General features: G+C 43.4%; 12 protein-coding genes. 5 read left to right on the forward strand and 7 right to left on the reverse strand.

All coding sequences use genetic code 11. The features are described 5' to 3' along the window. Positions 1 to 222 precede the first annotated feature (222 nt). A complete protein-coding gene (locus tag E2R65_RS05950; RefSeq protein ID WP_134335584.1) occupies positions 223 to 2,421 on the forward strand; it encodes an ATP-binding protein in 2,199 nt (732 codons plus the stop codon). 88 nt (positions 2,422 to 2,509) lie between these two features. Then, complete coding sequence (locus E2R65_RS05955) at positions 2,510 to 4,048, forward strand: alpha-N-arabinofuranosidase (protein ID WP_134335585.1); 1,539 nt, start codon at positions 2,510 to 2,512, stop codon at positions 4,046 to 4,048. A 151-nt stretch (positions 4,049 to 4,199) separates the two neighbouring features. On the opposite strand, the gene E2R65_RS19605 is transcribed toward E2R65_RS05955, so the two are convergent. From E2R65_RS19605 to E2R65_RS05985, 7 genes are all read right to left on the reverse strand, one after another. Next, positions 4,200 to 4,361: a hypothetical protein gene (locus tag E2R65_RS19605; RefSeq protein WP_158285225.1), complete on the reverse strand. Its 162-nt coding sequence runs from the start codon at positions 4,359 to 4,361 to the stop codon at positions 4,200 to 4,202. Positions 4,362 to 4,480: 119 nt separating this feature from the next. Then, on the reverse strand, positions 4,481 to 4,978 hold the full coding sequence (locus E2R65_RS05960; protein ID WP_134335586.1) for a hypothetical protein: 498 nt from the start codon (positions 4,976 to 4,978) through the stop codon (positions 4,481 to 4,483). After that, the gene (locus E2R65_RS05965) at positions 4,959 to 5,459 is read right to left on the reverse strand and encodes a sigma-70 family RNA polymerase sigma factor (RefSeq protein ID WP_134335587.1); all 501 of its coding nucleotides are present in this window, start codon (positions 5,457 to 5,459) and stop codon (positions 4,959 to 4,961) included. The genes E2R65_RS05960 and E2R65_RS05965 overlap by 20 nt, the downstream gene beginning before the upstream one ends. A gap of 349 nt (positions 5,460 to 5,808) precedes the next feature. Then, entirely contained in the window at positions 5,809 to 6,282 is a 474-nt protein-coding gene (locus E2R65_RS05970; protein WP_134335588.1) for a hypothetical protein, read from the reverse strand. A gap of 109 nt (positions 6,283 to 6,391) precedes the next feature. Beyond that, the gene (locus tag E2R65_RS05975; RefSeq protein WP_134335589.1) at positions 6,392 to 7,381 is read right to left on the reverse strand and encodes an MlaD family protein; all 990 of its coding nucleotides are present in this window, start codon (positions 7,379 to 7,381) and stop codon (positions 6,392 to 6,394) included. Between the two features lie 17 nt (positions 7,382 to 7,398). Then, positions 7,399 to 8,172, reverse strand: coding sequence for an ABC transporter ATP-binding protein (locus E2R65_RS05980; RefSeq protein WP_134335590.1), 774 nt, complete (start codon positions 8,170 to 8,172; stop codon positions 7,399 to 7,401). Positions 8,173 to 8,175: 3 nt separating this feature from the next. Continuing rightward, on the reverse strand, positions 8,176 to 8,904 hold the full coding sequence (locus E2R65_RS05985) for an MlaE family ABC transporter permease (protein WP_229704660.1): 729 nt from the start codon (positions 8,902 to 8,904) through the stop codon (positions 8,176 to 8,178). A 446-nt stretch (positions 8,905 to 9,350) separates the two neighbouring features. Between E2R65_RS05985 and E2R65_RS05990 the strand changes: the two genes are divergently transcribed. The 3 genes from E2R65_RS05990 to E2R65_RS06000 all read left to right on the forward strand — a co-directional run bounded on the left by E2R65_RS05990 (position 9,351) and on the right by E2R65_RS06000 (position 18,935). Next, the gene (locus E2R65_RS05990) at positions 9,351 to 13,502 is read left to right on the forward strand and encodes a hybrid sensor histidine kinase/response regulator transcription factor (RefSeq protein WP_229704648.1); all 4,152 of its coding nucleotides are present in this window, start codon (positions 9,351 to 9,353) and stop codon (positions 13,500 to 13,502) included. 601 nt (positions 13,503 to 14,103) lie between these two features. Next, on the forward strand, positions 14,104 to 17,247 hold the full coding sequence (locus tag E2R65_RS05995) for a SusC/RagA family TonB-linked outer membrane protein (protein ID WP_134335592.1): 3,144 nt from the start codon (positions 14,104 to 14,106) through the stop codon (positions 17,245 to 17,247). Between the two features lie 50 nt (positions 17,248 to 17,297). Continuing rightward, on the forward strand, positions 17,298 to 18,935 hold the full coding sequence (locus tag E2R65_RS06000) for a RagB/SusD family nutrient uptake outer membrane protein (protein ID WP_229704649.1): 1,638 nt from the start codon (positions 17,298 to 17,300) through the stop codon (positions 18,933 to 18,935).

Genomic DNA, 18,935 nt, shown 5'->3' on the forward strand with positions numbered 1-18,935 from the left:
TATTAAAAACCGTGTATAATTTTACACATGTTCATAATAGCAAACAGCCTGATGCAGTGTAAAATAGCGCCTGTGTGATAGAAATATGCGCAAACATTATAAACATATTCTTATAGGGAGTATAGGATAAGGCTGGCACTAAGCTTGTTAAAGGCAATATTGTAAATCTAACAGTTGCCCGTATTTTTTGATGCTGTTGGCAGTACATTTTACAAGACCCCTATGATGATTGCCGGTGCAAAAAAAATACCCATTCTGCGTTATGCTTTAATTGTTATGCTTATTGTTGTACTGTTTGGCAGCGCCTTTTATTTGTACCTGCATTATAATAAGGCAGAAAAGCTACGCAGTAATTTTCAAAAAATGGTTAGGGCGCGCGAAAGTTCGTCATTAATTGATAGCTGCATTGTAGAACTTTATAGTGCCGATAACAGCAGCCGCATGTATGCCCTCACCGGCCGTAAATGGTATTCCAACGAGTTTTCCAGGCAAATTAAGAATGTGAGGGACATCATTAGCGCCATCAACGCTAACGACAAGCAGTCTGCTAACCCCACCGGCGATGATGAGCTGGGAAATTTGGTAAGCGAGAAAAAACTAAAAGCGGATAACTACATTAAACTGATGACCCTGTCTGACAGTTTGATGAGATCTGCCAGGAAGTTAAATGCTAACCTGAAGAATGCCAACAGCAAGATCATACAGCAGCCGGTTATCAGGCGCATCAAAACACAGGTGCGTATCGATACGCTGAAAACGATGGCAGCTGCTAAGGCGCCGGCGCCCAAAAAGAAATTCTTTGGGCGCCTGTTCTCCGTATTCGGCAAAAAGAAAAAAAACGAGGAGCAGGTTAAGGCACCGGTTTTACTGGCAAAACGTACAGATACCATTATCACTACTACCACGGCCAACCCCATGGTAGCGCAGGCCTACAACAATTATTATACAAAGATATACGACGCCAACAGCAGGCTGCGTGCCAACGAGCGCGAGATGCTGGAGATCAATAACCGGCTCATCAACCAGATCATCAGCAGCCTTAAAAAATATAAGGTTGCCGAGCAGCAGTACATCAATGGTAGTAAAGAAGAGATAAACACCAGCCTGGCTACGGTTTTATATGAGTTTAAGCGCCTGTCGGGCATTATGTTTTTGCTGCTTACTACGGTGGTTATCATTATTTTGTATAACATCTGGAAGATCTTTCGTAATGAGGAAGAAATGGTGGTTTATACCGAAATGGCAGAGAAATATGCACAATCAAAAAGCCGTTTTTTAGCCAGCATGAGCCACGAGATCCGCACACCGCTAAACTCTATCATTGGTTTTTCGGAGCAATTGACCCAAAGCGACCTGACGCCCGCCCAGGCCGAGCAAACCAACGCTATCTGCACCTCATCAAAAATGCTGCTGGATGTGGTGAACGAGATACTGGATTTTTCTAAATACGAAACCGGTAAAATGAGCTTTGAGCAGGCCCCTTTTAGCCCATACCAGGGCATTAAAGAAATTGTGACCAGCATGCAGATGCAGGCCGGTAAAAAAAATATTGCCTTAAAATACGATATAAACTTTAGTGAAGACATTTGCTTTAATGGCGATTATTTCCGGTTAAAGCAGGTTGTTATGAACCTGGTAAGTAATGCCATTAAGTTTACCAGCCGGGGCGAGGTTGTGGTAAGCGCATTTATAACCGGGGCTGCCCCGGGGCAGCAAATGCTGAACGTGCAGGTAAAAGATACCGGTTTAGGGATTGATAAAGAACACCTGCCATTGATATTTGACGAATTCTCGCAGGTGGCATCGGCACAAAAAACAGCTAATTACGGCGGCACAGGTTTGGGGCTTGCCATTTGTAAAAAAATAATTGAGCTGCAGGGCGGCAGCATAAAGGTTACCAGTAAAGTAGGCAAGGGGTCTGTATTTAGCTTTAAGTTGCCTGTAACGGCTGTACAAAAAGATGCCTGTGTGAAGCAGCATCAGGCCGAAGCTACACCATATAACCCGCAGCAATGGGTGCAGGGCCGCCACGTGCTTGTTGCCGAGGATAACAAGCTGAACATATTATTGGTAAGCACCATTCTTAAAAAATGGAAAATAAGCTTTGATGTGGCTTACAACGGCCGCCAGGCGCTGCAGCTTTTTGAGGATAACCGTTACGATATTGTACTTACCGATATTGAGATGCCCGAAATGGGCGGGATAGAGCTGGCCCAGGTTATTCGTGCCAACGGCATGCAGGATAAGGCCGAGATACCTATATTGGCCTTAACGGCAAACGTACTGAAAGAAGACCGTGATAAATATCTGTCTGTAGGGATGAGCGGGGTGGTGCTTAAACCGTTTTCTGAACAAAACCTGATTGACAATATTGCCGCTGCCCTGCAAAAGAGGCATTCTATGGTAACTGGTGTTGCTTAAACCTTTAAGTAGATAAAAATACTTTTTATTGGTTTGATATTTAAAAACCGCTACATTTATAACCGTATCTATTACAGTTATAACCACCATGAAGAAAATTTTATTTGCATTATTGCTGCTTTGGCAGCTGGATGCTGCTGCGCAAAATACTGCAGGCATCACTATTACAGGTAATACAGGCCAAACCATTAGCAGGCATATTTACGGGCAGTTTGCCGAGCATCTGGGCCGTGGCATTTATGATGGTTTTTGGGTAGATAAAAATTTGCCCGTTGCCAAGCAAGACCGCATACGCCTGGATGTTGTTAACGCCTTAAAAAAAATAAAGATCCCCAACCTGCGCTGGCCGGGCGGCTGCTTTGCCGATGAATACCACTGGCGCGATGGTATTGGCCCGCGTGCCCAAAGGCCAAAAATGGTTAATACCAACTGGGGCGGTATTACCGAAGATAACAGCTTTGGCACCCACGAATTTTTGGCGCTGTGCAAGCTGCTGGATACCGAGCCGTATATTGCCGGTAATGTGGGCAGCGGCACGGTAGAAGAAATGGCTAAATGGGTAGAGTACCTGAATTCTAACAGCAGCAGTACGGTTGTGCAGATGCGCAAGCAAAACGGGCACCCCGAACCTTATAAAGTTAGCTTTTGGGGCGTAGGTAACGAAAGCTGGGGCTGTGGCGGCGAAATGACCCCCGAATTTTATGCCGGCCAGTTTAGGCGCTATGCCACCTATGCAAGGAACTATCCCGGCTCGCCGCTAAAAAAGATAGCCAGCGGTGCCAATGCTTCTGATTACAACTGGACGGAAGTGTGTATGAAAAATATCCCTAATAATATGATGTGGGGATTATCTATGCATTATTATACCCTGCCAACCGGCGATTGGGGCAAAAAAGGATCGGCAACCAAGTTTAGCGAAGCCGAGTATTTTAGCACCATGGTTAACTGCCTTAAAATGGAAGAGCTGGTTAACAAACATTCGGCCATAATGGATAAGTACGACCCGGATAAAAAAGTGGCCCTGGTGGTAGATGAATGGGGGATATGGACAGACCCAGAGCCCGGCACCAACCCCGGCTTTTTATACCAGCAAAACAGCCTGCGCGATGCACTGATAGCAGCAACCACGCTAAATATATTTAACAACCATTGCGACCGCGTTAAAATGGCCGAACTGGCCCAAACCATCAACGTATTGCAGGCGCTGATCCTGACGGAGAAAACCAAAATGCTGCTAACACCTACCTATCATATTTTTGATATGTATAAGGTGCACCAGGATGCAAAATACCTGGCTATAAAACTAAAATCGCCCGATTATGAGGTGAATGGTAAAAGTATCCCAGCTGTAAATGCCTCTGCCTCGCAGGATGCTACGGGCAAGATCCACATCTCGCTGGTAAACCTGGATGCCAATAAACCCGTAAGCATCAGTACACAGCTTAAGGATCTGGCCTGGTCATCGGTAAGCGGGCAAATATTAACATCTGCCAATATTACAGATATCAACACATTTAACCAGCCTGCAAAAGTACAGCTGAAAAACTTTGCCGGTGCAAAAAAGGATGGCAACAACCTGGTGGTAACCATCCCTGCAAAAGCCGTAGTTACGTTAGAGCTTAAGTAAATTAAGTTCGCGGAACAAAAAAGGGCGTAAAAAGTAATCTCTTTAAACAGTTATACACCTTGCACAAAAGTGTTTGTTTAAAGAGATTGCTTCATACGATCGTAATGTTATACGAAAGCGTTAAGCCCATACCCTTATTTAAAAATGCTTATCAGGTAGATTTTTTGGCTGGCGCAGCGGTGTTTCGCTCGGCCCTTTTTACCTCATCTTTTTCGCTTAAAGGCATTTCGGTCTCCAGGTCCTTATTTACCGTTTGGGTAGATTTTACTTCGGCCTTTTTTGAAGTTGCTGATTTATTATCTGATGCTGCCATAATGTAATTCCTCCTGTTAAAATAACTTACAGCATCTTAAAAGGTTTAAAAAACCTGCATTTTAACGTTTTTTAAAATCGCAGCAAAACCGAATACTTTGATGGAGCAGATGGCAGTAATTACTTTTTTAACAGGCGCAGTTCTGTTTTTAATTCTTTAAGCTGCAGCTGTGCCTGCCTGTTCTCGAGGTAAAAGTAAATGGCACATCCCAAAAAGATCTTGCCCAGCACAAATACAGCGGCAAACACCCATTTCCATGCTTTATGCACTTTCATGTAATTGTTTTCGCTTTCTACCTCAATATATTGCGGGCCGGTACCGGGCTGGGTAAAGTTTTTATAATTGCTTTCGTCGCGGCCGGTAAACTGTTCGGGGTCGTTGTTCTCGCGGATGATCAGCTCGTTGATACTGCCGGATATTTTATCCCAGGTGCCTTCTGGCGGTGCTACGGCCATTTGTTGGGCAATAAGCTCCATATCTTTTTCCAGTTCCTGCAGGGCAATATTCACCTCTGGGTACGTGGCTTTCATGTATAGCAGTTCCTTTACCTCCTGGTCAGAGGCAGCGCCCGTAACATAGGCTTCTAATATGCCGCTGTTAATGTACTGCTGTATCATTACGGTAATTCCTGATAATTATAAACGATTCTCTTAGTAAAGCCCTGATCGTGTTTTCGGGTTTATTTAATTCTTCGGCCAGTTTAGCCGTATTTTTGCCGTGGTAATGTATGCCGCAAAAAACAAGCTGCTGCTCCTGGTTCATCAGGCTGATAAACTTATTGCCAGTGATGCCTTTTTTAGCACTTATCTCTGCCTGGTCGTTGCAGTTTTCAACCGTGTTTATAAATGATGAAAGTTTTTTCCGGGCCATTTGCTGTAAACGTAAAAACGCATTGGCGCCGGGTTTTAGTATCTCCTCAATATCCTGTGCTTTTAGTTCATTAAAAACTTCGGTAAGGTATTGTTCAGCAAGGGCTAACTCTTTAACAACTTCTTTAATATAGCCTAAAAGCAACGCACCATAGCTGATATATAAGCTATGTTTACTTTGCTTTAATACGGGTAATGAAGCTTCAGTGGATGTTAACTGCTGTTTCAAATTTTATAATATTGTATTACGGTATCCAAAAGTACCTTAATTGTTTTTAAAGATATTCAAAAAAGGGTAAATATTTAAGAAAAATTATTGCTTAAACAGCTATCCGGATAGCTTGGGCGGCTATTGTTAAATTACGTTAAATATCTGCGCCTGTTTAAATAGTGTGTAAACAAGCCGATAAAGTTTGTCAGATCATCACCGGTTAGGGGCAGGTAGCGCGCAATTATGTCAGGCTGAAACGTTGCCGTCTAAAAGGGACTTTTGGCTGGCAGATTACCTGAATGCCTGTTACAAAAAGTACCAGGCACTGCCGCCAGATAAAAGGCAGCCACCAAAATTAACTGATTAATTATTTGCCCATAAGTTTTACGCCGCTGCTATAGGCAAAGCTATCGTTAAAGGCATCGGTAATGTGGTTAACTACATCCGGCAATTTTGCGGCGTGTTTGCGCAGGTAGTAGCCGGCTATGCCGGTGGCCAATGCAGCTGCCCCGCCAATGAGCATCCCCTTAAACATGCTTTGCTTGTTTTTACGGAAGATGGCAGCCCCCGCAAAGGCGCCGGACGCCACATGCAGGCCCAATTGGTTCAGGTCCAGTTTGTCGCCTGCCACGGTATTTCTTTTTCTTTCTTTTTCTGCTGCGGATAGTAACGAGGTAGCGATTGTAGTAATGGGCGATTGTACCAACCGGATGATACCGAACGAGCTGGACTTATACCCGTTACTGTAATAGTTTGCTATTTTGGGCGCTGCGCTTGCCCGTACACCTGCCACCGCACCTAAGCCCAAACTTTGCCAAACGGGTTTGCTGTTATTATGCATCTTGCTGTCCTGTTAAATATATCATACAGAACAGGTGGGGGCGTGGATGGTTTTAACAAAAAAAAAGCGACAGGCATCCCCGTCGCTTTTTGATAATTTGTAAGCAAAATTACATGGCTTTTTTAATACTGTCCTGTTTGGCTTTTTCTTTCTTTTTGAAAAATCCGCGCAGCAAAAAGTTATGCTGAACCGCCTCCAGGTCATCATTTAACTTCACCGAACTTTGTTGCAGGTAATTAAGCGTGCTTTGCACTTTTACGGCCGCTTTAGGGTCGTTTAAAAGTACTCCGAGGGCGTTATCCGTAGTGTTTAATTTGTTGCTTGCCTTATTCAGGTTATCGGTAAGGATGCTGGCATTATCGGCCGCTTCTTTTAGCCGGCCAACTGATGCGCGGATCCTGTTGAAGGTAACGGTATCAGTAAGCAGGTTATCGGCAAAGCCGCCTTTGGTATTCATTTTATTGCTAAAGCTGTTTAACTGCGATGACATTCTGGCCGCGTTTTGCGTGGCTGCCTGCAGGTTGCGCATGGTTTGTTTTAACTGGTTGCCCATAGTGCTATCGGCCAGTAGGGTGCCTACGGTGCCCTTGCCTGCTAAAATTTGTTTACTTAATTGCTTAAAATCAGTAGTAATAGCCAGCAGGTTTTGATTGTTTTGCTGCAGGGTTTTCATCACATCATCGGTAGACAGGATCTTCTCTGATTGCAGCACATCGCCGTCCTGCACAATGGGTGCCTGCGGCGAACCACCATCTATCACGATGATCTTGTTACCTATTAAACCATCGCTGCTGATGCGTGCGCCGGCATTACGGTGAATGTATTGCTGTGTGCTGGCATCAATACTCATTACCACATCAACCTGCGAGGGGCCGGTGAAGTGGATGTTTTTGATAGTGCCCACCTTTACACCAGAGAACCAAACATTATTCCCTTTTTTAAGGCCCGACACATCGTTGAATATCGAACTGATGTGAATGCTTTTTACAAAGGTTTTTTGTTGCCCGCCCAGGGTAAGCACGCCTATTACAAACACGGCTACGCCAAGTAATACAAACACGCCAACTGTTATTGATTTTTTATTTTCTGCTGCATCCATATATAGGGTACTAATATCTATTGTATAAAATTATAATCGTAAAAAGGGGTAACGCGCGGGTCGGTGGTTGCAAAAACCTCTTCAAATGCGCCCACACGCTGAAACTGGCCATCCAGCAGCATTGCAATCCGGTCGCCTGTCATTTTAGCGCAGGTTAGGTCATGCGTAATAATGATGGATGAGGTATTGTAACGTTCCTGTACTTCGTTTATCAATTCATTTATTTCGATGCACGTAATAGGGTCTAAACCGGCGGTCGGCTCATCATAAAGCATAATTTCGGGGTTCAGGATCAGCGTACGGGCAATACCAATACGCTTACGCTGGCCTCCGGATAACTCTGCCGGCATCTGGTTAATCGTTTGCGACAGGCCAACAGCTTCTAATACTTCTTGTACATTTTTGTCGATCTCTGCACGGGTAATGTTTTTACGGTTGCGCACCAGCGGGAATTCCAGGTTTTTGCGCACCGTCATACTATCATACAGGGCGCTGTTCTGGAAAGAAAAGCCGATGCGGATCCGCAGCTCTTCCAGTTCACGCTCGGTAATAGTAGTTACCTCGTTGCCTAAAACTTCTATGGTGCCTGCATCAGGGCTTAACAGGCCCGAGATCAGCTTGATTAATACGGATTTACCTGTGCCCGAACGGCCAAGCACTACCAGGTTCTCGCCCTGGTAAAGGTCAAGATCGATACCGCGGAGCACGTCGTAATCTGCAAAGGATTTTTCAACGCCGCGCAGTTTTATCACCCCGTTATTCCTGTCGATATTTGCCTTTTTCTTTTCCATAACTTAGCGGAACCATCCGGCTATCTGTACAATTAAAACCTCTTCAATAAATACTAAAAACATGGCGGTTACTACGGCGCCATTGGCCGCCTTACCCACACCCTCGGTACCCTTGGTTGAGTTATAGCCCTGGTAGCATCCTACGATGCCTATGGTAAAACCAAATACGATGGCCTTGCTTAGTGATGCCCAAAAATCAACAAAGGTTAAGGGCTCAAAGGCTTGCTCCATAAAGGTGGCGTAGCTGGTGCCCTCGTTTTGGCTTACATTTAAATAGCCGCCCAATAAAGCTATAAAAGCGGTATAAGTGGCCAGCAGGGGTATGGTAATGGTAGTTGCAATAACACGCGTACAAACCAAAAATTTAAATGGTTTTGTGCCCGATACTTCCATGGCATCTATCTGCTCTGTCACCCGCATAGATCCCAGCTCGGCACCAATGCTGGAGCCTACCTTGCCGGCAGCAATCAGCGCCGTAACCAGCGGTGCAAGGGCTTTCATGATGGCGATGGAAACTAACGACGGCAGCCAGGATTCGGCACCGAAATTGGTTAACGAGGGGCGGCTTTGTTTCGTAAAAATAACCCCCACAATAAAGCCTGTTAACGAGATCAGCGTAAAAGAGCGCACCCCAACTTCGTAACACTGGCGCACTATCTCCCTGAATTCGTAAGGCGGTAAAAATACCTCTTTAAAAAAACGCAAAATAAAGGCATAGATCCTGTACAGCATCAAAAAGAAATCTGCCACCTTGCTTCTCGTTTTCGAGATGCGTGAGGGGGCAGGGCTGGTTGTATTATTTACGCTATCCATCAATGGGGTAAAGGTATAACTAATGTAAGATATAGATAAAGTAAGGCCTTAAATTGTTTTAAAAGATATTCAGCCAAATGTAATAATTGCAAACGTTTTGGCTATATCTTTTTAAAATGCCTGTTTTTGAAATTTAAATCTCGTGGTTTTTTGCAATTAAAGTATCAGCAGCGTGCTGCCATAATGCAGGCTAAAACCGGTTAAACTACCGCCAGGCGCTGTAAAACAGGCATCAGGATTTGTAAAAATAATATTATCGCATACTTTTTAATTTTGTTACTTTTGAGATACCAGTTATACTTACAAAAATCAAATATACCAGGCCTGCGTTTGTAACCGGCAAAGGCATCGCAATATTATACTACGTGGAGTGGAAACCAACTATCAGGGCAACGCTGTTTGCATTTTTGTTGCTGTTTATTACAGTTGCGGGCTTTGCGCAAAATAACGAATTCCAATTCTCGCGCCTGGATATCACCAACGGGTTATCGCACAACCAGATCAATGCCATATTAAAAGATAATAAAGGTTATATGTGGTTTGGTACCTTATCGGGCCTTAATAAGTACGATGGCTATAAGTTTAAAGTTTACAAACATATAGAGGGCGATACCACCAGCCTGGACGACGACTTTATTGTAAGTATTGCAGAGGGCCCCGAAAGTAAGATCTGGATAGAAACACGTAACGGCTACAATATTTACGACCCCGTTACAGGCAGGTTTAGCCATGATATTAACGGATACCTTAAAAGGTTAAACATCCCCGCTGCCGGGCTAACTGCGGTTAAAAAAGACAGGTTCGGTAATTTTTGGTTCCTGAATGCCAATACGGGCTTATATAATTACCGGCCATCTGCCAAAACAACAACACATATTAGTTATAAGGCCGGCAGCAGTACATCTATTTACAGCAATACCGTTGCCGATCTGTCGGTTGATGCCAGGGGCAATATATGGCTGGCCTACAATAAGGGCTTATTAGAGCGCATCAGCCCGGTAACGGGCCGGGTAAATTATCGCAGGCAATTAACCGCTTTGCCATTTGGTTTAAACACCGGTTACCGCATTTTTATTGACGGGCAGGACGATGTTTGGGCCTTTGTGCCCACTTATTCTTTAGGGGTATATTACATCAATGCTGCCTTAAACGTTTTCAGGCATTTGGATAAGGGCACCGGGCCCGGCGGGTTAAATACCAATGTAATATCAAACCTGATACAGGATGATGAGGGCCGCATTTGGATAGGTACCGACCATGGCGGTATAAACCTGCTGAATAAGCATGATTTTAGTGTGAAGTACATAACCAACCGCGAGGATGACATCAAAACCATCAGCCAGAACAGCCTGCTGTTGTATAAAGACGATACGGGCATTATTTGGGCCGGTACTTACAAACGAGGCATAAGCTATTATCACGAAAGCATTATCAAGTTCCCGCTTTACACGCATCACTTATCAGACCCCGGCAGCCTGAGCTTTAGCGATGTAAATAAGTTTATAGAGGATAAATACGGTAACCTGTGGCTGGGCACCAACGGCGGCGGTCTGGTTTATTTTAACCGTAAAAACGGCAGCTTTAAAAAGTACCTGCATGATGCCGGCAACCCCAACAGCCTTACCAATAATGTAATTGTAAGCATGTGCCTGGATCACGACCAAAAGCTATGGATAGGCACCTATTTTGGCGGGCTGGATTGCTTTGACGGCAAAACCTTTAAGCATTACCGCCACAACGAGGCCGATCCGGGCAGCTTGTCTGAAGACAGGGTATGGTCTATACTGGAAGATTCGGATAATACGCTTTGGGTGGGCACATTATCCGGCGGCTTAAATAAGCTGAACCGTACCACAGATACTTTTAGCCATTATAAACTTGTGCCGGGCAATAACAACGCACTATACTCCAACTACGTATCGGCCTTGCTGGAAGACCGCCGCAAAAACCTATGGATAGTAACATCATTCGGGGTAGATGTACTGAACAAGCAAACAGGGGCATTTAAGCATTACATACACGATGATAAGAACCCCAACAGCATTGTTAACAACAACACCAACAATATTACCGAAGACAGCCGGGGGCTGATATGGATAAGTACCCGCGAAGGCCTGAGCATACTTGACCCGGTAAAAAATAAATTTACCAACCTTACACAAAAGAACGGGCTGCCCGATAACACGATTATCGAGATACGGGAGGATGATAGCCACAACATGTGGGCCAGCACGCCAAACGGGCTATCAAACATATTGGTAAGCCGGGGCAAGGATACGCTTGGCTTTAAGTTTATTAATTATAATGAACGGGATGGCTTGCAGGGGCGGGAGTTTGCCATGAATGCCAGCTACAAAACCCGCGGCGGCGAACTGATATTTGGCGGCGGCAACGGCTTTAACATCTTTAAGCCGGCAGATCTGCGGAATAGCAAGAATATCCCCAAACTGGTTTTTACCGATTTCCAGGTGTTTAATAAAAGTATTGCCGTTGGCGAAAAAATTTATGGCGATGCCATATTACCCAAGGCAATTGATAACAACCCGCCGGTTAAATTAGAGCACAATGAGAATGTTTTTGGGATTGAATTTGCCGCGCTTAATTATTTTGATGCGGATAAGGTGAAGTTTGAATACATGATGGAGGGCTTTGACAAAAACTGGATAACTGCAGATAACCTTACCCGCAAGGTGGTTTACACCAATTTGGATGCCGGTAACTATACCTTTAAGGTGCGGGCATCCAACCCGGGCTTTTGGAGCAGCAAGCAAATAGCCATGCAGGTTACCATACTGCCGCCCTGGTGGAAAACCACCTGGGCCTATATTTTATATGCCCTGGCATTTGCAGGGGCTTTGTTTTATATCAGGCATCGCGGTATTCAAAAGTTACGCGCCCAGTTTTTGCTGGAGAAAGAACGCGAAGAAACCCAGCGACTGCATGATCTTGACCTGATGAAGATAAAATTCTTTACCAACGTAAGCCACGAGTTCCGTACGCCGCTGTCGCTTATTATGGCCCCTGTCGACAGGATCATTAAGCAAACCCGGGAGCCCGAGATCCAGAAACAGCTGTTGCTGGTTAACCGTAACGCCAAAAGGCTGCTTAACCTGGTAAACCAGCTGCTTGATTTCCGCAAGATGGAATATCACGAACTAAAGCTGTATAGCAGCCCCGGCGATATTATTGGCTTTATACGCGAACTTTCCTATTCGTTTACCGATCTGGCCGAGCAAAAGGGCGTGCGGTTTGTGTTTGATACCGAAGCAGAAACATTCCATACCGCTTTTGATCATGATAAGATCGAGCGGATCATCTTCAATCTGCTCTCTAACGCCTATAAATTTACTCAAACAGGCGGTGATGTAAGCGTATTGCTGGGTTTTAGCGATGATACGGATGCCACACAAAAGCACTTGGAGATAAAGGTAATGGATACCGGTATAGGCATCCGCAGGGATAAACTTGAGCGGATCTTTGAACCCTTTTTTCAGAACGATCTGCCGGGCTCTATGCTCAACCAGGGCAGCGGCATCGGCCTATCTATCACCAAAGAGTTTGTGCGCCTGCATGGCGGCGAAATTACAGTGGAAAGCGAATTTGACCAGGGCAGCTGTTTTACCGTAATACTACCTTTGCAGCAGTTGGATAAGGAACTGTTTACAGATACGCCCCTGCTGCTGGAGCATACAGAAGAATGCGTTTTTGAACTTGAGCCGGGCAAGGCTGCCCACATCCGCGAAACCCGCGACGGAAAAAAGCCAACCGTGCTGCTGGTAGAGGATAATGAGGATTTTAGATTTTATATTAAGGATAACTTAAAAGATCACTTTAATATTATTGAGGCCGAGAATGGCAAAAAAGGCTGGCAAAAAGCACTTGCACAGCACCCCAACTTAGTGGTAAGCGATATTGCCATGCCCGAAATGAGCGGGATAGACCTGTGTTTGAAAATTAAAAACGATACCCGCACATCGCATATCCCGGTGATACTGCTTACGGCGATGGCCGGCGAAGAGCAGCAGCTAAAAGGCCTGGGCACGGGCGCCAGCGATTACATGACCAAGCCGTTTAACTTTGAGATCCTGCTGTCTAAGATCAGGAATATTTTGAGCCAGCAGGAGTATATGCGCAAAACCTACCAAAAGCAGGTAGAGGCCATACCGACAGAAATGCACGTAGAATCGCCGGATGAGCTTTTTATCAAAAAAGTACTGGTGCTGATTGATAATAATATATCCAACCCCAATTTTTCGGTAGAAGAATTAAGCAGCGATATGTGTGTAAGCCGTTATACACTGTATAAAAAAATACTGCAGATGACCGGTAAAACACCAAACGAGCTGGTGCGCCAGATGCGCCTTAAACGCGCGGCCCAGCTGCTGGAGACCGGGCACCTTACCATTTCGCAGATCTGCCATAAAATAGGCTTCAAAAGCCAGAAGTATTTTGTAAAAACCTTTAAAGCAGAATACAATACCATCCCCTCAAAGTATATGGATACCGTGGAAGAGTAGGGTTAAGGCCGGGTTTGTTCGTACATTCCTGGTAACGTTATATCTTACATGGTTATTTGATCCTTACCGCTGTTGATGCCGTTGACCTTACCCGGCAACCGGTGTGCCTTTAAACCTGTTATCTGCTTGATAATGATCCTTTGCAAATAATAACCTCATACAACGCATTGCAATGCAAAATTTAACACCTTAATTAGTTGAGGGGTAATACTATTCGGGCAGATTATAAAGTATCTAAAAGCCGTTTGCAGGTACACATTTGTAACCGATAGGTGTTAATTAGTAGTATTTTAACAAATAATTACTTGATTTTCAATTATTTATATAATATTGACATTTGTGCCCCTATATATCCACAACAGGGCTTTTAATAGCATATAATTTTAACCTCAGAATAATCAATAATGCACCGGCAGCAATTACCCGTGCCCGATTATATAAACCAATTAACCAATTTTAATAACGTATTAAACAAGCCAGGTGTATTTATATACCTGCAATGCAGGTGGCAGCAGCGGCTTTGTGCGGCATGGCACCCGGCTTTGCAAACGTGTAAACCAATTAAAACCAATATAAATAACCAAAAAACCAATCAATCATTATGGGAAAAATTCTACGAACAGTGTTGCTGTTTGCTTCCTTTTTTGTTTGTGCCGCAGCAATGGCGCAAAACGGGGGCACAGTGATCAGAGGAACAGTAACAGATGATACCGGCGCCCTGCCCGGAGTTACCGTTTCTGTAAAAGATGCAACGGGCGTAGCAGTTACCGATATTAACGGTAACTATGCTATTACTGTTGCTGCAACTGCAAAGGTGCTTGTATTTAAGTTTATCGGCTTCGAAACGCAGGAAGCCGCGATAGACGGGCGCACAGTTATTAATGTGAAGCTTAAATCATCTACCACCTCCTTAAACGAGGTTGTGGCAATTGGTTACGGTGCGCAAAAAAGGCAGGATGTTAACGGTGCTATATCGTCTGTTACGGCCAAGGATATTCAGAATATCCCTCAAACAAGTATCGACCAAATGTTACAGGGAAAAGCTGCCGGTGTTACTATTACCAACGGTTCGGGTGCTCCGGGCAGTTCAGCTTCGGTGCACATAAGGGGTATCACATCGTTATCCGGTTCAAACGAACCTTTGTACGTAGTTGACGGTGTTTTTATTGGTGGTGCGGCTATCAGTACAAATACCAATCAAAATAACGGCGAAAATACCATTAGCCCGTTGAGTTATATCAACCCTAACGACATCGCATCTATCGATATATTAAAGGATGCGTCTGCAACAGCAATATACGGTAGCCGTGCCTCCAACGGCGTTATTATTATTACCACTAAAAAAGGTAAAAATGGTTCTGTAAGTTTAAATTATGATGGATACTACGGTATTCAGGAGCAAGGCCGTTTTTTGAAGATGATGAATCTTCAGCAATATGCCAATATACAAAATGTAATTGCGGATGTAACAGGCGTTGGCCGCAGAGGTGAATTTGCAGACCCCAGCTTGCTTGGCCCGGGTACCGACTGGCAAAAAGCGATATTCAGAACAGCGCCGATGCAAAGTCATAACCTGTCTATAAGCGGGGGGACCGACAAAATGAATTATTATATATCCGGAGGTTACCTGCAACAGGATGGTACCATTATAGGGTCAAACTTTAAACGTTATTCTTTCCGTACCAATGCCGAAGGGAAATTGAAAGATTGGTTTACCCTTGGCTCCAGTATGACATTGAACCGCACCGAACAAAATGTAGGGGCGAGTAATAACGGCGGTATAGTTTACTCGGCCTTGTTAAACTCTCCCGATCAGGCAGCCAGCAACCCCGATGGCAGTTATACTGTTTCGCCGGCATCATATGGTAGCGGCGCGTTTATTAGCCCGGTTGCCTTAGCCTTATTAAATACCAATAAAGTGGTGCGTAACAGTGTCAACGCAAATTTTTATAGTGACATACGCTTTAATAAAGATTTCACCTTCCGATCAGAGATTGGTGGCTATTATAATTTTTCAAAAAGTTTATTGTTTTTTCCATCTTTTACTATAACCTCGCCAACCAATCCGGGTAATATTTTTGGTAATCCAATAGCCAGTTTGAGTGAGTATTGGGATCAGGGTTTAGGCTGGAACTGGAAGGAGTTTTTAACCTACAATCATACCTTTGCAAAAAAGAACAATATAACTGCTACTGCCGGGTATGAATTGAATCAAGGTAATTACAATAGCATAAGCGCCGGTACTAATACCTTTTTAACAAACGATTTACCAACCCTAAATCTCGGCGGGGCCAAAATACCAACAATTGGTGAAAATAAATCATCTAATACACTTCAGTCTTTTTATGCCCGCGCAATTTACAGCTACGATAATAAGTATAGTTTAACAACAACTATTCGTTCGGACAGGTCTTCAAATTTTGCACAAGGCCACCAGATAGGTTATTTCCCGTCTGCAGCTCTTGGATGGACAATTTCGAATGAACAGTTTATGGCTAACGCAAAAAACATTGTTGATAATATCAAGTTCAGGATCGGTTATGGTGAAGTTGGTAACCAGGATATTGGTGGATACCAATATGGTGCAGCCCTTAATCCATCCATCACTGGTTTAGGTACAGGGTTTAATGTTGATAAATATCCAAATTCCAACCTTACCTGGCAAACATCTAAGCAATTTGATATAGGGCTGGATTTCAGCTTATTTAATCGTGTTGATGCGGCTGTTGACTGGTACAATAAAACATCATCTAAATTTCTTTTCCAGGCACCTTTACCAGAATATTTAACCGGCGGGCCTAACTATTTGGGAGGTATCAATCCACCTTATGTAAACGGTGGTGAGGTTAGCAACAAGGGTATTGAATTTAGCATAAATTCAAGGAATATTATGTCAAAGAATTTTACATGGAGTACTTCAGTAACATTTACACACTACACCAATAAAGTAGTATCTACTTACAACAATTCTCAAATAAATGCGCAGATCACTTCAGGATTTTTGCAAATTCCGGTTACCAAAACAGTAGTTGGTGGTTCTATTGGCGAATTTTATGGTTACACTGTTCAAGGTATTTTTAAAACTGAAGATCAGTTACAGAATGCACCTACACAATTTGGCCTGCCTAAAAGCAATACCCCTGGTACTGTTGGTTCAACATCTTTAGGAGACATTCAGTTTGTTGATATAAACCATGATAATAAAATCGATGCTAATGACATGAGCGCTATTGGCAACCCTAACCCAAAGTTTACTTATGGTTTTACCAATAACTTTACTTACAAAGATTTTGACCTGTCTGTATTCATCTATGGGTCTTATGGTGGTAAAATACTTAATTTTTTAAATTACAGCCTGCAAAGTTTGAATGGATTATACCAAAACCAACTTGCCGAAGCTTCAAATTTCTGGAGCCCTACAAATCCTGATTCAAACATACCGGCACCAAAAGGCGGTGTAAATCCAAATCTTAACATGTCTACCCGGTTTTTACAGAGTGCATCATTTTTAAGGTTTCAAAACGTACGTTTAGGGTATAACTTGCCTACAAGATTTGCTAAATATATTGCACTTAGTAACTTAAAAGTGTATTGCAGTGCACAAAACCTATTTGTAATAACCCCTTATAAAGGGCTTGATCCTGAAGTTGGTCAGCAAAATCAAAACGTGTTTTTAACGAATGTAGATCTGGGAAGATATCCATCACCACGGGTTATAACTTTTGGAATTAACGCTAAGTTTTAATCAACGATAAAAATATAGAAATGAAAGCAAATACTAAATATTTAATAAGCATGGCTCTTATAGGGCTTATTACCATAACGGGATGCAAAAAAGAGTTTTTCAACAGGCCGCCCGAAAATGCTATAGCAATTGATAACTTTTATCAAACAGATCAGCAGGTATCAGCAACAACGCTTAACTTATATAACTCATTATGGTTTAACTATTGCGGTAAAGCAGGCTGGGCAATTTGTGAAATGACCGGTGGAAACGGGCGCAGTTATTCAAGCGATGTAAGCGATTTTGGAAATCTGAACGGGGCTATAACCAACCTTAACTCGCAAAACGATGCTGCCTGGGGTTCCTTATGGACAGTTGTACAACAGGCTAATGCGCTAATTAACTTAATGCCGTCAAGAGTAAGTTCCGGGGTAACGCCTGCTGTGCTGAATAATGCTTTGGGCGAGGCTCATTTTATGCGTGCCATGGCTTATTTTCATATTGTAAGGATATGGGGGCCTGTGCCTATTATCGAAAATGGCAGCGATTTCTTAAACGATTTCAAGGTAAATAGTAACAAGATAGAAGATATCTACAAATTCATGATCAATGATTTAAAATTTGCAGAAGCGAATTGTACACCCATGATCAGGACCGGTTCAATAGCACAAGGCCATGTATCCAGTGGTTCAGCTTCGGCTTTACTTGCTAAAGTATATTTGTACATGCAGGATTATCCTAATGCACTTAAGGAAGCGCAATTGGTGATCAATAGCGGCGAATTTAAATTATATGGTATCGATCTTCCAAATAAAACCTATAATGATCTGTTTAAGACCATTAATAATAATAACGAGGAAAGCATTTGCCAGATACAATGGGCCGGCGGCGCAGCTTATGGACATGGAAACCCCATGCAAGCCTCATTAGCGATCAATGGTATTATTACAGGTACAGGCGACGGATATGCCGTGTTAGGCCCAACTATCGACTTGCAAAAATCTTATGAAGCCGGCGATTTGCGGTTACATGCAACAATTATGCAGGCAGGAGACTTTTATCCGGAAATTAATGCGGCCACAGGAGGATACACCGTACCGGCAAATGTAAATGCACAGGGCGGAGGTGCCGGTGTTAAAAAGTATGTGGTAGGTACACCTGCTGATAATGGAGGCATCGGCGGTGCCCAGTCTGCGGCTAACAATACTTACTTAATGCGGTATGCCGAAGTTTATTTAATTGCAGCTGAAGCTATTGTTGGTGATAACACCACCTCTACAGATCCTTTGGCATTAAGTTATATTAACACCATCAGGAAACGGGCAAATCTGGCACCTTTAACTATAATTAATCGCAATCGCATGGTACCCAATCCTAACTATGATGCTGTTTTTAACCCCGGTGTTCCTGCTACTATAATTAAGGATGATATTATAGATGAAAGAAGGCACGAGTTTGCTATAGAAAATGATTACTGGTTTGACCTTTGCCGTTTAGATGGATGGAATAATATAATAAACAATCAACATCCGCGTGCAATTCAGATGATAGCCCAACAAGAGAGGGGTACATATGCGAATGACCGGAAAACGGTTTATTCTATACTGATCACACCTAAAAGCACCGACTTTTTATTACCTATACCAATTGGTGAAACAACAGCCAACCCTAAATTATTAGAACCGCCTGTACCGTACACATTTAAATAA

It is taken from the genome of Mucilaginibacter phyllosphaerae, from assembly GCF_004378255.1.
Classification (GTDB): domain Bacteria; phylum Bacteroidota; class Bacteroidia; order Sphingobacteriales; family Sphingobacteriaceae; genus Mucilaginibacter; species Mucilaginibacter phyllosphaerae.

Excerpts from the sequence above, each read along its gene's own strand:
- E2R65_RS05950 (WP_134335584.1), top strand. The coding sequence starts at position 223 with ATGATGATTGCCGGTGCAAAAAAAATACCCATTCTGCGTTATGCTTTA.
- E2R65_RS05955 (WP_134335585.1), top strand. The coding sequence starts at position 2,510 with ATGAAGAAAATTTTATTTGCATTATTGCTGCTTTGGCAGCTGGATGCT.
- E2R65_RS19605 (WP_158285225.1), bottom strand. The coding sequence starts at position 4,361 with ATGGCAGCATCAGATAATAAATCAGCAACTTCAAAAAAGGCCGAAGTA.
- E2R65_RS05960 (WP_134335586.1), bottom strand. The coding sequence starts at position 4,978 with ATGATACAGCAGTACATTAACAGCGGCATATTAGAAGCCTATGTTACG.
- E2R65_RS05970 (WP_134335588.1), bottom strand. The coding sequence starts at position 6,282 with ATGCATAATAACAGCAAACCCGTTTGGCAAAGTTTGGGCTTAGGTGCG.
- E2R65_RS05975 (WP_134335589.1), bottom strand. The coding sequence starts at position 7,381 with ATGGATGCAGCAGAAAATAAAAAATCAATAACAGTTGGCGTGTTTGTA.
- E2R65_RS05980 (WP_134335590.1), bottom strand. The coding sequence starts at position 8,172 with ATGGAAAAGAAAAAGGCAAATATCGACAGGAATAACGGGGTGATAAAA.
- E2R65_RS05985 (WP_229704660.1), bottom strand. The coding sequence starts at position 8,904 with ATGCTGTACAGGATCTATGCCTTTATTTTGCGTTTTTTTAAAGAGGTA.
- E2R65_RS05995 (WP_134335592.1), top strand. The coding sequence starts at position 14,104 with ATGGGAAAAATTCTACGAACAGTGTTGCTGTTTGCTTCCTTTTTTGTT.
- E2R65_RS06000 (WP_229704649.1), top strand. The coding sequence starts at position 17,298 with ATGGCTCTTATAGGGCTTATTACCATAACGGGATGCAAAAAAGAGTTT.